The following is a 14,790-nucleotide window of genomic DNA, read 5'->3' on the forward strand; positions in this document are numbered from 1 at the left end:
GCCGTCGTCCGCTGCTCTCAGGCGACCAGTGCTCTCAGGCGTCCAGGCAGGCCGGGCCCAGCAGGACCTTCAAGTCACCAAACAGGGACGGACTGGGGTTCACCCGGAGGTGGACCGGCAGGCCCATGATCTCCGTGCGGGTATCGCCCTGCAGGTGCAGGCGCACTTCCGAGTTGCCGCGGTGGGTCCGGAGAACGTCGCCAAGCTCCGTGACCACGGCCTCCGTGGCCTTGTGCGTGGGCATGGTGATCACCAGCGGTCCGCCCAGCCCTTCGCTGAGGTCCGGGACGGAAAGCTCCATGCAGTTCAAGGTGATCGCGCCGTCGTCGCGCTTTTGCAGGCGCCCCTTGACCACCACGATCAGGTCCTCGGCCAATACTGAGGCAATTGGTCCATAGACCTGGCCGAAGAACATCACTTCCATCGAGCCGCCAAGGTCCTCCACCTCCGCCCGCGCGTAGGCGTTTCCGCTGGCCTTGGCGATGCGCCGGCTCAGGGATGTGATCATGCCGGCGATGGTGATGATGGCACCATCCTGCGGCCCGTCTTCACCCAGGACTGACGTGATGCTCATTTCGGCATGCTGGCTGAGCACCCCCTCGAGGCCCTGCAGGGGGTGGTCCGAGACGTACAGGCCCAGCATGTCCCGCTCAAAGGAGAGTTTGTCCTTCTTCTCCCATTCAGGCAGGTCGGGGATTTCGATGCTCAGCGACGATTCCGACTCGGCTTCCTCAAAGCCGGCGAAGAGGTCGAACTGGCCGATCGCTTCGTTCCGCTTTAGCGTGATGACCGAGTCGATGGCTTCTTCGTGGATCATGGCCAGGGCGCGCCGGTGGTGGCCCAGCGAATCGAAGGCGCCGGACTTGATCAGCGACTCAATGGTGCGCTTGTTGCACACCACGGCCGGGACCTTCATCAGGTAGTCCTTGAAGGAGGTAAAGGCGCCCTCGCTCTCCCGGGCCGCCACCATGGCTTCCACCGCGTTGACGCCGACGTTGCGGATGGCGCCCATGCCGAAGCGGATGTCGTTGCCTACGGGGGTGAAGTTCAGGGCGGACTCATTGACGTCCGGCGGGAGCACGGTGATGCCCATGCGCCGGCATTCGTTCAGGTAAATCGCGGACTTGTCCTTGTCATCGCCCACGGACGTGAGCAGCGCCGCCATGTACTCAGGGGCGTAGTGGGCCTTGAGGTACGCGGTCCAGTAGGAGATCACGCCGTACGCGGCCGAGTGGGCCTTGTTGAAGGCGTAGTCGGAGAAGGGCAGCAGGATGTCCCACAGGGTCTTCACGGCCTCCATGGAGTAGCCGTTGTCCTGCATGCCCTGGGAGAAGCCGGCGAACTGCTTGTCCAGCTCGGATTTCTTCTTTTTGCCCATGGCCCGGCGGAGGATGTCTGCCTGGCCCAGCGAGTACCCGGCCAGCTTCTGCGCCACGGCCATCACCTGCTCCTGATACACGATCAGGCCGTAGGTTCCGCCGAGGATCTCCTTGAGGGGTTCCTCCAGTTCCGGGTGGATGGGGATGACTTCCTGGATCCCGTTTTTGCGCAGTGCGTAGTCCGTGTGGGCGTTGGCGCCCATGGGGCCCGGCCGGTAGAGCGCCAGGACGGCGGAGATGTCTTCGAAGTTGTCAGGCTTCATCAGCTTGAGCAGCGACCGCATGGGGCCGCCGTCGAGCTGGAAGACACCCAGGGTGTCGCCGCGTGCCAGCAGCTCGTAGGATGGCGCATCATCGAGCTCGAGGTTTTCCAGGTCGAGGTCGATGCCGCGGTTCATCTTGATGTTCTCGAGGGCGTCGGAAATGATCGTCAGGTTCCGCAGGCCCAGGAAGTCCATCTTGATCAGGCCCAGGCCCTCGGACGTCGGGTAGTCGAACTGGGTGATCACCTGGCCGTCCTGGAAACGGCGCATGATCGGAATGACGTCGATGATCGGGTCCGAGGACATGATCACACCGGCGGCGTGGACGCCCCACTGGCGTTTCAGCCCCTCGATGCCGAGTGCTGTCTCGAACACCTTGGCGGCTTCCGGATCGGTGCTGATCAGCTGCCGGAAGTCCCCGGCCTCGCCGTAGCGCTTCGCCTCCGGGTTCTGGATGTCCGCGAGGGGGATGTCCTTGGCCATCACTGCCGGCGGCAGCGCCTTGGTCAGCTGCTCGCCCATGCTGAAGGGGTAGCCCAGCACGCGCGAGGAGTCCTTGAGCGCCTGTTTGGTCTTGATGGTGCCGTACGTGACGATCATCGCAACGCGCTCGTCACCGTATTTCCGGGTCACGTAGTCGATGACCTCGGAGCGGCGGCGGTCATCGAAGTCGACGTCGAAGTCGGGCATTGAGACGCGGTCGGGGTTGAGGAAGCGCTCGAAGATCAGGCCGTGGCGCAGCGGGTCCAGGTCAGTGATGCGCATGGCGTACGCCACCATGGAACCGGCACCGGAACCACGGCCGGGACCCACGCGGATGCCGTTGTTCTTGGCCCAGTTGATGAAGTCGGCCACCACCAGGAAGTAGCCCGGGAAGCCCATCGAGGTGATGACGCCCAGTTCATAGTCGGCCTGTTTGCGGACCTCGTCCGGGATTCCGGCCGGATACCGGTACTGCAGCCCCTTATCCACTTCCTTCACCAGCCAGGAGGTCTCGTCCTCCCCCGGCGGGCACGGAAAGCGCGGCATGTAGTTGGCGTCCGTATTAAAGGACACTTCACAGCGCTCGGCGATGAGCAGGGTGTTGTCGCAGGCGTCCGGGTGGTCGCGGAAAAGCTCCCGCATCTCCTGCGGCGATTTCAGGTAGTAGCCGCTGCCGGAGAAGGCGAACCGGGAGCCGCCGTTATCGTAGGTGGGCTCCAGGAGGGTTGAGCCGGACTGGATGGCCAGGAGGGCCTCGTGTGCCTTGGCGTCGTGCTCGTGCGTGTAGTGGAGGTCGTTGGTGGCCACGAGGGGAAGGTTCAGTTCCTTGGCCAGCCGCAGCAGGTCACCGGTGACGCGCCGCTCGATGTCCAGGCCGTGGTCCATCAGCTCACAGAAGTAGTTGTCGGCACCGAAGATGTCGCGGAACTCCGCGGCGGCCTCCAGCGCTTCGCGGTACTGGCCCAGCCGCAGGCGGGTCTGCACTTCCCCGGACGGGCATCCCGTGGTGGCTATCAGGCCCTCGGAATAGGTGTTGAGCAGTTCCCGGTCCAGGCGGGGCCACTTGCCGAAGACGGAGTCCAGTGAAGCGATGGATGAGGCGCGGAAGAGGTTCCGCATCCCCACGTTGTTGTAGCTGAGCAGGGTCATGTGGGTATACGAGCCGCCGCCGGAGACGTCGTCCTTGCGCTGGGACTCCTCGCCCCAGCGCACGCGTCCCTTGTCTGTGCGGGCGGTACCCGGTGTTACATAGGCTTCGACGCCGATGATGGGCTTGATGCCCTTGTCCGTGGCCTTGCGCCAGAAATCGAAGGCGCCGAAGAGGTAACCGTGGTCTGTAGTGGCAAGTGCCGGCATGCCGAGGCGTTCGGTTTCATCGAACAGCTCACCCAGGCGGGCCGCTCCATCCAGCATGGAGTACTCGGTGTGGGTGTGCAGGTGGACGAACGAATCATTGCTGGAAGTCACCGCACTATTCTAAGCGCCGGCCGGGCAGGGGTCCGTCAGGCCCGCCCTGACTCCAGCACTTCCAGGGCAAACGCCAGGTCCTGCGGGTAGTCGCTGACAACACGCACCGACTCCCCCGTGACGGGATGCTCAAAGCCGAGTTCGCGGGCATGCAGCCACTGGCGGGTCAGCCCCAATGTGGCCGCGAGCCGGGGGTCGGCACCGTAGGTGAGGTCACCGGCGCAGGGGTGGCGCAGTGCGGAAAAGTGAACCCGGATCTGGTGGGTGCGGCCGGTTTCCAGGTGTACTTCCACCAGGCTTGCCTTGCCGAAGGCTTCCACCACTTCGTAGTGCGTGACGGACGGCCGCCCGTCCTCGATGACGGCGAACCGCCAGTCATGGCCGGGGTGCCTGCCGATGGGAGCGTCGATGGTGCCCACCAGCGGATCAGGCAGGCCCTGCACCACGGCGTGGTAGACCTTGTCCACGGTACGCTCCTTGAACGCCCGCTTCAGGGCTGTGTACGCGCGCTCGGACTTGGCCACCACCATGGCTCCCGATGTGCCGACGTCGAGCCGGTGGACAATGCCGGCACGCTCCGGCGCCCCTGACGTGGAGATGCGGTATCCGGCCCCGGCAAGGCCGCCCACAACGGTGGGCCCCACCCAGCCCGGGGAGGGATGGGCAGCTACGCCCACGGGTTTATCAACGACGACAAAATCGTCGTCGTCCAGCAGGATCTTCAGGCCTTCCACAACTTCCTCCACGACTTCCAGGGGGTCACGCCGTTCCGGCAGGCTCACCTGGAGGACGTCTCCGGCCACCAGTTTGGCCGATTTGCCCAATGCTTTGCCTTTGCTGAGGATATGGCCCTCGGCGATCAGGGTTGCCGCCAGGGAGCGCGAAATCCCCAGGAGCGCGGCGACCCCCGCATCAGCGCGGGTGCCGCCAAACTGTTCGGCGACGACAACGCGCTCAAGCATCGGCGGACTTTTCCTTGCCGGCCGTCAGCCGGGTTCCATCGATGGAGATGCCGCGCAGCGTGAGGATGCAGATGACCGCGACGGCGGACACCACCGCTGAGTCGGCGATATTGAAGATCGCGAAGTTCGGCAGTTGGATGAAGTCGACCACGTGGCCCATGCCGAAGGACGGTTCCCGGAAGAGCCTGTCGGTCAGATTGCCCAGCGCGCCGCCCAGCAGCAGGCCCAGCGCGAGGGACCACCAGATGGAGTCGAGCTTGCGGACCTGGAACAGGATGGCAATTGCCACCGCGGCCATGATGATGGAGAACACCCAGGTGACGTTTTCGCCGATGGAAAACGCCGCCCCCGAGTTCCGGATGAAGTACCAGTGCAGCACGGGCGGCAGTACCGGGATCCGCTCCCCTTCCACCATGGAGGAGGTGACCCAGAGCTTGGTCAGCTGGTCCAGGACATAGGCAAAAACTGCGAACCCCGCAAAGAGGGACAGCAGCACGGCGCGGCGGGGCCGTGGCGAGGGCGGTACAGGGCGTGCGGCGTCGGCGGCAAGTTCGTCAGTCATGGTGCTTTCATTCGTAAAACCGGTGTCAATGCCAAAAGCCGGTGGCCGAGGAATCCTCAGCCACCGGCTTTCAGAATACGTGCTTGACAGACTAGTTGGCTTCGCTGACTTCCGGCGTAGCCACTGAACCGCGGGCATCGAGGTCTCGCAGCTGGCCTTCGATGTAGGCCTTCAGGCGTGAACGGTAGTCACGCTCGAAGCCGCGCAGCTGCTCCACCTTGCGCTCGAGCACTGAACGCTGCTGCTCCAGGGCGCCGAGAATCTTGCGGGACTTCTCCTGTGCGTCGTTGACCAGGCTGCTGGCTTCGATCTGCGCCTCGGCGATGATCTTGTCCTTCTGCGCCTGGCCGTCTGCAACGTGGCGGTCGTGCATCTGCTGGGCCATGGCGAGCAGGCCGGCAGCCGATTCGGCCGAAGCCGTGGCGGCAGCCGGTGCGGCGGCAACAGGAGCGGCAGCTGCCGGGGCAGCCTGCTGGACGTCCTTCTTCTTGCGCTCTTCGGCGGCCTTGGCTTCTGCTTCGGCCTTCTCGCGGGCTTCGTCCTTGTCGGACTTGACGGGCGCGGGAACCTTCTCCACCACGGGTGCGGCAACGGTGCTGGCGGGAACGCTGGAACCGGCTTCGGCGAGCTTCTTGCGAAGTTCGTCGTTTTCCTGGTTCAGGCGGCGGAGTTCGACGACGATTTCGTCCAGGAAGTCATCAACCTCGTCCTGGTCGTAGCCTTCGCGGAACTTGGTCGGCTGAAAGCGCTTGTTGACAACGTCTTCTGGCGTCAAAGCCATCTGGTCACCTCACTGGTCTAAGTAGTCAGTAGGCCTTCCGGCCGTCAAAACTACGGTACCTAAAGTTGGTCTTGTTCCTCTAATTCAACACTGCGGTGTCAAACACGAGTTTTTCTTCACATGGCATTCGTGGTTCCCGGCGGGTTCCATCCCTGCCCTGCAGGTCTATCCGGTAAATCAAGCGAGGCTTCTGGTGATCCCCATGGCAATACTGACTCCAATGAACAGGACCAGGAAGCCCAGGTCCAGCGAGATGCCGCCCAGGCGCAGCGGCGGGATCAGCCGCCGCAGTCCGTTCAGCGGCGGATCGGTGATGGAGTACACGGCGTGCGCCGCCACCAGGGCGGCTCCCCGGGGACGCCATTCCCGGGCAAACATCTGGACCCAGTCAAACACCAGGCGAATGATCAGGGCGACAAAGAACAGCAGGAGTGCGAGATAGACAAGCCCGAAAATAATTCCCATGACTTACTTCATATCTCCATGTCCCTTGTGGATACCGCGGTGCACTGCGGATGTGTCTCGTCTATTTCAGCACAGATGCCAGGCAGGTGTGTCCCTGCCTGGCATCTGTGTCAGCCTGCTGCTCAGCTTTGGTTGAAGAAGCTGGCCGTAGTTTCACTGGCCTTTTTGTCGTCGCCGATGACCTCAACGTAGGACGGCGAGAGCAGGAAGACCTTATTGGTCACCCGCTCAATGCTTCCGCGGAGGCCAAAAACAAGGCCGGCAGAGAAGTCCACCAGGCGCTTGGCGTCAGCCTCGCCCATGTCCGTTACGTTCATGATCACGGGGATGCCATCACGGAAGCTTTCGCCGATGAGTTTGGCATCGTTGTAGGAACGCGGGTGGATAGTGGTGATCTGGCGGAGACCGGTGGCCTCCTCGCGGCTCGAGGCCGCGCGCTTGATGGGGGTCACTGGGGCGCGGTATTCCTCTTCGGGGGTGTAGGACGATTCGCGGCTGACCTCGCGGACGGGTGCAGGGGCACGGCGCTCCTCGCGGTCAACTTCCATCGTTTCGTCCTCATCCTTACGTGTGGTCTGTTGCTCGGACTCGTAGTGTTCATCGCCGTCGGCGAGCCCAAGATAGATCATTGTCTTGCGCAGAGCGCCGGCCATGGTCGACTCCTAATCGTGTCCGTAAGCGGGCCGCCCAATGGCTTGACAGCACTGGAGTCCCCCGCCCATCACTTCCAATAGCACCGACGCTACCCCACGGCGGGACGCGATCCGAGAATATCGGAGCCGATTCTCAGGTGTGTCGCTCCGAAAGCGATGGCCGCTTCCAGGTCCTGGCTCATGCCGGCGGAAATGGCTGTGGCGGCGGGATGCTCCGTGACCAGCCGGGCCGAGACACGGGCGAGTTTTTCGAAGGCGGCTTCCGGCGGGGCGCCCAGCGGCGCCACGGCCATGACCCCGGCCAATTCGAGGCCTGCGGAGACTGCTATCCGTTCAGCCAGCGGCAGCACGTCTTCAGGAACGGCGCCGCCGCGGTGTGCTCCGGCGTCGTCCTCCAGGCTGACCTGGATGAAACAGTCCAGCGGCGCCCGCCCTGAGGCGTCGCGCTCGGCCTGTGCAGCCCTGGCCAGCGCGTCCACGAGCTGGGGCCGGTCCACGGAGTGCACGGCGGCGGCGTACCGGAGCACCGATTTGGCCTTCTTGCTTTGCAGCTGGCCAACGAAGTGCCAGGTAAGGCCGCAGTCCGCCAGTTCAAGCGCCTTCGCCGACGCCTCCTGGTCGCGGTTCTCGCCGACGTCGGTGACACCCAGCGCCGCGAGCCGTCTGATGTCGTCGGCAGGGTGGAACTTCGTCACCACAATCAGGGTGGGAAGGTTTCCTTCCCGGCCTGCGGCGGCCGCTGCCGTCCCGATGCGCTGCCGTACGGCGGCCAGCCGCGTTCCGAGCTCCCGGGAACGGGGGTCGCCGCCAGCCGAGGCCTCAGTCATGGCACCAGATCAGGCCCGCGAAGCGGCCCGTGTTGCTGTTCCGGCGGTAGGAGAACTGGGATGGCGTCTCCAGGGTGCAGGGGCCGCTGTATTCAACACTGACGCCTGCCTGGTCCAGCTGGCTGCGGGCACCGGCCGGCAGGTCCAGGCCGAGAGTGCCCCAGGACGTGGTGGTACGTGCAGCGGGGACGACGGCGGAAACCTCGTCCTGCAGCCCGGCGGGCACCTCGTAGCAGTTGCCGCAGATCGAAGGTCCCAGCCATGCGCGGATGCCGACGGCACCAACGGACTTCATCCTGTCCACGGCCGCCGGAATCACCCCGTTGGCAATGCCGGGACGGCCGGCATGGACCGCGGCGAGGACTGGCCCGTCCGGCGACTCCCCGGCGAGCAGGACAGGAATGCAGTCCGCAACCATCACCGCCAGCGGGACACCGCGCGAAACCATGGCGTCAGCTTCCGGCGCGGCGGTGTCCTGGTCCATGACCGTCACCGTGTTGCCGTGCACCTGGTTCATGAACCGCAGCCCCTGGGGCGCTACGCCGATGGCCCGTTCCAGGTCCCCGCGCCGCCGGCCGACCTCGTCAGGATCATCACCGACATGCAGTGCCAGGTTTCCGGCGTCAGCGTTGGTAAAGGCGATGGAGACGCCGGGCCGGACTTGGGCGCGCCACTGGAACAAGCCGGCCCCTACTTCAGGAAGTCGGGGACATCCAGGTCATCCGAGTGGCTGCCGGTGAGGTCCGGCTCCACCACGGAGGGGAGGTCGACGTCGAAGCCTGAGTCAGCCGGAACAGCTGACGGCCGCTGCTGGCCCCAGTTGCTGAGTCCTGCTGCACCGACTCCCGCGTGGATGGGCTGGACGCTGGCCTGGTGGCTGCCTGCGGAAGGTGCCTGGGCCGGCGCCGGAGCAGTTGCGGGAACGGCCGGCCGCTGGGGAGCGGCCTGGACCTGGGACTGGTCCATCGAGGGCGAGGTGGCCTTGACGTCGTCGAACCCGGCGGCGATGACCGTGACTCGGGCTTCGTCGCCCAGGGCGTCGTCGATGACGGCGCCGAAGATGATGTTGGCCTCCGGGTGTGCCACCTCCTGGACCAGGCGTGCAGCTTCGTTGATCTCGAAGAGGCCAAGGTCCGACCCACCCTGGATGGACAGCAGCACGCCGTGCGCGCCGTCGATGGAGGCTTCCAGCAGCGGCGAGGCGATGGCGAGCTCGGCTGCCTTGACGGCGCGGTCTTCGCCACGGGCGGAGCCGATGCCCATCAGCGCCGAACCGGCGCCCTGCATGACGGACTTGACGTCGGCAAAGTCAAGGTTGATCAGGCCGGGGGTGGTGATGAGGTCGGTGATGCCCTGGACGCCGGAGAGCAGCACCTGGTCAGCGGAACGGAAAGCATCCAGGACGGAGACATTGCGGTCGCTGATGGACAGGAGGCGGTCGTTGGGGATCACGATCAGGGTGTCCACTTCGTCGCGCAGGGCGTCGATGCCGGCTTCGGCGGAACCGGCACGCCGGCGGCCTTCGAAGGTGAACGGGCGGGTGACCACACCGATGGTCAGGGCACCCAGGGAACGGGCGATGCGGGCGACGACCGGAGCGCCGCCGGTGCCGGTTCCGCCACCTTCGCCTGCGGTGACGAACACCATATCGGCACCACGCAGGACTTCCTCGATCTCGTCGGCGTGGTCCTCCGCAGCCTGCTTGCCCACCTCGGGGTTGGCACCCGCACCAAGGCCGCGGGTCAGCTCGCGCCCCACGTCAAGCTTGACGTCGGCATCGCTCATCAGCAGGGCCTGGGCGTCGGTGTTGATGGCGATGAATTCAACACCTCGGAGGCCGACCTCGATCATGCGGTTGACTGCGTTCACGCCACCGCCGCCGATGCCGACGACTTTGATGACGGCCAAGTAATTCTGCGGAGCTGCCACGTTACGTGTCCCTTGTTCGTGTCTTATTGCTAAATCTGATGAAGAGCTTAATGCCTGCAACCTTAACCTTCGAGTTGAAGGTTATAGTTATGTCAAGTAACTCATGTCTGTGACGGTATTTCCTCTGGTTCACACATTCAATAACCGGCTCCGCGTGTCGGATTAATACCGGAAAGAAAGCGTGTCAGCGGGTCACCGGGTGCCGGGGCACACTGACGTCGTACACCTTGACGGGGTGCTTTGGATCCACCGGAGCCTTGAGCAGGGCGGCCAGCACCCTGGCTTTGAGTTCCTTCTCGCCGGCGTTGCCCCAAACGATGGTCTGGCCGTCTACCAGCTTGAGTTCCACCGCGTCCACGGACTGGGCCGAGGCGTTGGAGAGCTTGGCCAGCACATCCGGCGGCAAGGCGCCCAGCACCTGGGCGGTAGCCCGGAAAAGGTCCTTCCCGATGGTACCTGCACCGCCGTCAATGACAGGCAGCGAGACCGACGCGGGGTCGTCCGTTGATGCCAGCTGGACGCCTTCCACGTCAACCAGCTGGTACTGCTCCCCCTGCTTGACCAGCGCCACAGGAACGCGTTCGCGGACGGCTACGGCAAGGCCCGACGGCGGACGCGCTTCTGCCGAGACGGACTTCACCTGGACCAGGGGTTCCAGGAGGCGCCCTACTTCCTCGTCGGTGACCTGCGGCAGCGGCTTGCCGTGGAGTGGTTCCAGCGCGGCTTCCACCTGGGCAGGGGTCAACAGGTGCGTCCCGGACACGGAGATGGTCCGTACAGCCAGGGCGGGGGTAAAAACTGCGGCGGCAATAAGCCCGGCCACCACGGCAACCAGGATGGCTGCCACTACGAGGATGTTCCTCTTCCGCCGCTTCCCCTTGGGCTCGGGAAAAGCCAGGACCTTCCCTGCCCGGTCGGAAGCCTGTACGTTCCCGCCCGCAGCGTCCCGGGCGGGCGCGCCCGTTGCCGGCCCGTCCTTTGTCAGTCGGTCCTTTACCCGTGCGCCGAAGCCTGCTTTGCCTGCTTTTCCGGCCTTTTGGGAGGGCTGCGGCGCGGGCTGAGGCGCGTGCTCCGGGACAGGCCGCGACGCCGAGATAACGTCCTGGCTGCCCGTCGCGTCGGGGTCTGCCTGGCCGGGCCGTTCGTCGGCCTTCCCAGGCCGTCGGCCGGCGGACGTATAGGTAGGACGGCGGGAACTAGGCACGCAGGGCCTCTACGATCTGCGGACCGTAAGCCGTCACGTCACCGGCACCTGCCGTGAGGATGATGTCGCCCTCAGCAGCGGCGCCGGTAAGGGCCGCCACGGCGTCGGCGGCTGGAACCAGCCGCCCGCCGTCGTCCAGGTAGTCCGCGATGAGCTGGCTGGTGACGCCCGGAATCGGATCCTCGCGTGCGGGGTAGATGTCCAGCACCCAGGCAGTATCGGCGAGGTTCAGGGCCTCGGCGAACTCCTTGGCGAATTCCCGGGTCCGTGAGAAAAGGTGGGGCTGGAAGAGCACATGGACCTTGTTGTCCCCCGCCACGGACCGGGCCGCGGCCAGGGCCGCGCGGACTTCGGTGGGATGGTGGGCGTAGTCGTCGAAGACGCGGACGCCGCGCGCCTGGCCTTTCAGCTCGAAGCGCCGTGCAGCCCCGGAGAACTGCGCCAGGGCGGCGGCTGCCACGGCCGGCTCCACTCCCAGCTCCAGTGCAACGGCAAAAGCGGCGGCCGCGTTCAGGGCGTTGTGCCGGCCCGGCACCTGCAGCTCAAGCGGGAACCGGCCGGACAGCGTGGACACGGCAACGTCGCCCGGGCCGCCGTCGTGCAGTTTCAGCTCGGCTTCCGCGCCGGTGCCGTAAAGGAGCACGCGGGTGTTGCCGCGCTCCCGCGTGCGCACCGCCAGGGCCAAGGCGCCGGGGTCGTCCGCACAGGCAACCAGGACGCCGTCGGCCGGGAGCAGGGCCGTGAACCGGTCAAAGGATTCGTAGACGGCCTCGGCCGTGCCGTAGTAGTCCAGGTGGTCCGGCTCCACGTTGGTGACCACGGCGATTTTCGGCCGGTAGTTCAGGAATGAACCGTCCGATTCGTCCGCCTCGGCCACAAAGATCCCGGACGTTCCGTGGGCGGCGTTGACACCGAGCGCCGGGACGTTGGCACCGATGGCGAATGAAGGATCAAGCCCGGCGCCCTGCAGCAGGACGGCCACCATGGAGGTGGTGGTGGACTTGCCGTGCGTTCCGGCTACGGTCACCACCGCGTCCTCCCCCATGGTCGCGGCGAGGGCCTGGGAGCGGTGCAGCACCGGCAGGCCTGCTGCCCTGGCTGCCACCAGCTCCGGATTGTCGGCGCGGATGGCGGAACCGGCCACCACGGTCTGGGCATCGGCCAGGTTGGCGGCGTCATAGCCGACGGCGATGCGCGCTCCGGCGGCCGCGAGGTCCGCCATCACGGGCAGGTCCTTGGCATCAGAGCCGCTGACGGGAACGCCGCGGGCCACCATGATCCGGGCGACGGCGGACATGCCCACTCCGCCGATCCCAACAAAGTGGACCCGGCCCAGTGAGGCCAGGGTGGGGATGCCGTGACTCATGTCGATACCGCTTCCAGGACAAGACCAGCCATGCGCTGATCGGCGTTTCGAATACCAAGCCGGTAGGAGTTTGCTGCCATGGTGGCAAGCCGTGACCCGTCGGTGACCAGCGGGATGAGTTCCCGGCCCACCCAATCGGGCGTGAAGTCGCGGTCAGCCACCAGCAGGGCTCCCCCGGCGGCCACGAGTCCGGCGGCATTCAGCGCCTGTTCGCCGTTGCCGATGGGCAGCGGAACCAGGACGGCCGGCACGCCGGCGGCGGCAACTTCACAGACGGTGGCGGCACCGGAGCGGGCCAGCAGGACGTCGGCCGCGGAGTAGGCGAGCTCCATGCCATCGATGTATTCCACCTGCCGGTAACCGTCGGCAGCCAGTGGCCTGCCGCTGTCGTCCAGGACCGACTTGCCGCGGCCGGTGACGTGCAGGGTCTGGATGCCGGCCTCGGCCAACTGCCCGAGGGCGCCGGAGATGGTCCTGTTGATGCTCTGCGCCCCCGAGGATCCGCCGGTGACGATCAGTGTGGGTTTAGCGGGGTCCAGTCCCAGTGTTTCCCGGGCTGAGGCGCGCGCCGCTCCCCGGTCCAGATGAGAGATTTCCCTACGCATGGGCATGCCGACGTGCACGGCGCCCCGCAGCGGGGTGGTGTCGAAGGCCACGGCAACGCGCTTGGTGAAGAGCGTCCCTACCCGGTTGGCAAGGCCGGGACGGATGTTGGCCTCGTGGATCACGATCGGAATGCCGCGCTTCCGTGCGGCCAGGTACATGGGAGTGCACACGTATCCCCCCACACCCACCAGGACATCGGCAGCCGCGTTGTCCAGGATGATGCCGGCCTGCCGGACGGCACCGGCAAGGCGGCCGGGCAGGCGTAGGAGGTCGGCGGAAGGCTTTCGGGGGAAGGGAACACGGTCAATCGTGGCCAGCTCAACGCCGGCGGCGGGAACCAGCCTGGTTTCCATTCCGGCGGGCGTGCCGACGGCGAGGATCGCGGCTCCGGGGGCGGCATCCCGGATGGCTGCCGCGATGGCCAGGAGTGGACTGATGTGGCCTGCGGTTCCGCCGCCCGCGAGGACGATGGATGGATTAGTGGAGGTCATCTGGTGTCAGGCACGCTTTCTTGCAGTCTTCTTGGCGGCGGCGGTGGCCCGCCCCGGTTTGGCCTTGAACTTCAGCATCCGTTTGGGCCGGATGGCCGGCGCCATCTGCTCCCGGGCCAGCGAGAGCACCACTCCGATGGCGCAGAGGGACATCAGCAGCGCCGACCCGCCGTAGGAGATGAAGGGCAGCGGCACTCCGATGACGGGCATCAGTCCGGTCACCACCGACATGTTGACCGTGGCCTGGCCCAGCAGCCACACCATGATGGTGCCGGCCAGCACGCGGTGGAACATGTCCTCCTGTGCCACCACCACGCGGTAGATGGCGGCTCCCAGGATGGCGAAAAGGATCAGGACGACGACGGTGCCAACCAGGCCGAGTTCCTCGCCGATGATGGCGAAGATGAAGTCGTTGTGGGCTTCGGGGATCCAGCTGTACTTTTGCCGGCTTTGCCCCAGTCCCACTCCGAACCAGCCTCCGGACGCGAGTCCATACAGGCCGTTTGTTGACTGGTAGTTGGCATCGATCCCGTCCGCGCAGGACTGTCCGGTCCACCAGGAGGTGATGCGGCACATGCGGTTTGAGCTGGTGACGGCCATAACGGCCGTACCGGCGGCGGCCACCAGGCCTGCGATGCCGAAGAGATACAGGGGCGCCCCGGCAAAGAACAGCGCGGCGGCCGTAATCATCATGATGATCATGGCGGTTCCGAGGTCGTTGCCCACCAGGACCAGGCCAACAATGATGATCGCCATGGGGACGGCAGGAATCGCCACGTGCTGCCAGCGGCTGATCAGGCGGCCTTTCCTGGCCAGGACGGTGGCCATCCACAGTGCGAGTGCCAGCTTGGACGCTTCGGACGGCTGGAAGGTGATGCCGCCGAGGTCGATCCAGTTTTTGTTGCCGTTGACCTCCGCGCCCACAACCTGGACCAGGCCCAGCAGGACCACTGCGGCGATGATCGCGAGCCAGGCGAGCCGTTTGAGCCACACCACGTTGATGCGGGACAGCACAAACATGGTGAAGATGCCGATCGCGGCAAACACACCCTGCTTCAGCGCATCACCGTAAGGCGACTTGCCGGCCGCAATGGACTCCACGCTGGAGGCGGAGAGCACCATCATGATCCCGATCGCTGTCAGTGCAAGGGTTGAGCCAAGAATGAGGTAGTACGTGGAACCGTTCTTGGAGGTTCCCGTGCCTTCCAGTGCCGACCAGAATTTCCGGTAGGCCGCCTTGATGCGGACAGGGACGGAAGCCGGGCGTTGCGCCGGTGCTGCCGAGGAGCCGGAGCCTGGCTTACCCGCCTGCCGTTTGTCTGGCTGCGGCCGGGTGGGCGTGCTGACCATTG

At 65.6% G+C, this 14,790-nt stretch carries 13 protein-coding genes; all 13 read right to left on the bottom strand.

The window, feature by feature from the left end; translation table 11 throughout:
* Window positions 1-34: 34 nt before the first annotated feature.
* The gene (gene dnaE, locus BMX78_RS17175; protein WP_091421939.1) at window positions 35-3,592 is read right to left on the bottom strand and encodes a DNA polymerase III subunit alpha; all 3,558 of its coding nucleotides are present in this window, start codon (window positions 3,590-3,592) and stop codon (window positions 35-37) included.
* A 35-nt stretch (window positions 3,593-3,627) separates the two neighbouring features.
* Window positions 3,628-4,554, bottom strand: a complete 927-nt coding sequence (locus BMX78_RS17180) for an RluA family pseudouridine synthase (RefSeq protein ID WP_091421941.1) — start codon at window positions 4,552-4,554, stop codon at window positions 3,628-3,630.
* Entirely contained in the window at window positions 4,547-5,116 is a 570-nt protein-coding gene (gene lspA / locus BMX78_RS17185; protein WP_091421944.1) for a signal peptidase II, read from the bottom strand. Before lspA ends, BMX78_RS17180 begins: the two co-directional genes overlap by 8 nt.
* Before the next feature lie 91 nt (window positions 5,117-5,207).
* Window positions 5,208-5,897, bottom strand: a complete 690-nt coding sequence (locus tag BMX78_RS17190) for a DivIVA domain-containing protein (RefSeq protein ID WP_091421945.1) — start codon at window positions 5,895-5,897, stop codon at window positions 5,208-5,210.
* A 177-nt stretch (window positions 5,898-6,074) separates the two neighbouring features.
* Complete coding sequence (locus tag BMX78_RS17195) at window positions 6,075-6,362, bottom strand: YggT family protein (RefSeq protein ID WP_091421948.1); 288 nt, start codon at window positions 6,360-6,362, stop codon at window positions 6,075-6,077.
* Window positions 6,363-6,484: 122 nt separating this feature from the next.
* Complete coding sequence (locus tag BMX78_RS17200) at window positions 6,485-7,015, bottom strand: cell division protein SepF (RefSeq protein ID WP_091421951.1); 531 nt, start codon at window positions 7,013-7,015, stop codon at window positions 6,485-6,487.
* 89 nt (window positions 7,016-7,104) lie between these two features.
* On the bottom strand, window positions 7,105-7,842 hold the full coding sequence (locus tag BMX78_RS17205; RefSeq protein WP_091421953.1) for a YggS family pyridoxal phosphate-dependent enzyme: 738 nt from the start codon (window positions 7,840-7,842) through the stop codon (window positions 7,105-7,107).
* Window positions 7,835-8,524, bottom strand: a complete 690-nt coding sequence (locus BMX78_RS17210) for a purine nucleoside phosphorylase YfiH/LACC1 family protein (protein WP_091421955.1) — start codon at window positions 8,522-8,524, stop codon at window positions 7,835-7,837. Before BMX78_RS17210 ends, BMX78_RS17205 begins: the two co-directional genes overlap by 8 nt.
* 8 nt (window positions 8,525-8,532) lie before the next feature.
* Window positions 8,533-9,771: a cell division protein FtsZ gene (gene ftsZ, locus BMX78_RS17215; protein ID WP_091421958.1), complete on the bottom strand. Its 1,239-nt coding sequence runs from the start codon at window positions 9,769-9,771 to the stop codon at window positions 8,533-8,535.
* A 184-nt stretch (window positions 9,772-9,955) separates the two neighbouring features.
* Window positions 9,956-10,975: a cell division protein FtsQ/DivIB gene (locus BMX78_RS17220; RefSeq protein WP_091421960.1), complete on the bottom strand. Its 1,020-nt coding sequence runs from the start codon at window positions 10,973-10,975 to the stop codon at window positions 9,956-9,958.
* Entirely contained in the window at window positions 10,968-12,341 is a 1,374-nt protein-coding gene (gene murC / locus BMX78_RS17225) for a UDP-N-acetylmuramate--L-alanine ligase (RefSeq protein ID WP_091421963.1), read from the bottom strand. The genes BMX78_RS17220 and murC overlap by 8 nt, the downstream gene beginning before the upstream one ends.
* Window positions 12,338-13,438, bottom strand: a complete 1,101-nt coding sequence (gene murG / locus BMX78_RS17230) for an undecaprenyldiphospho-muramoylpentapeptide beta-N-acetylglucosaminyltransferase (protein WP_091421966.1) — start codon at window positions 13,436-13,438, stop codon at window positions 12,338-12,340. Before murG ends, murC begins: the two co-directional genes overlap by 4 nt.
* Window positions 13,439-13,444: 6 nt before the next feature.
* The gene (gene ftsW, locus BMX78_RS17235; protein ID WP_091421968.1) at window positions 13,445-14,788 is read right to left on the bottom strand and encodes a putative lipid II flippase FtsW; all 1,344 of its coding nucleotides are present in this window, start codon (window positions 14,786-14,788) and stop codon (window positions 13,445-13,447) included.
* Between the last annotated feature and the right edge of the window lie 2 nt (window positions 14,789-14,790).

The organism is Arthrobacter sp. OV608, assembly GCA_900110595.1.
GTDB lineage: Bacteria > Actinomycetota > Actinomycetes > Actinomycetales > Micrococcaceae > Arthrobacter.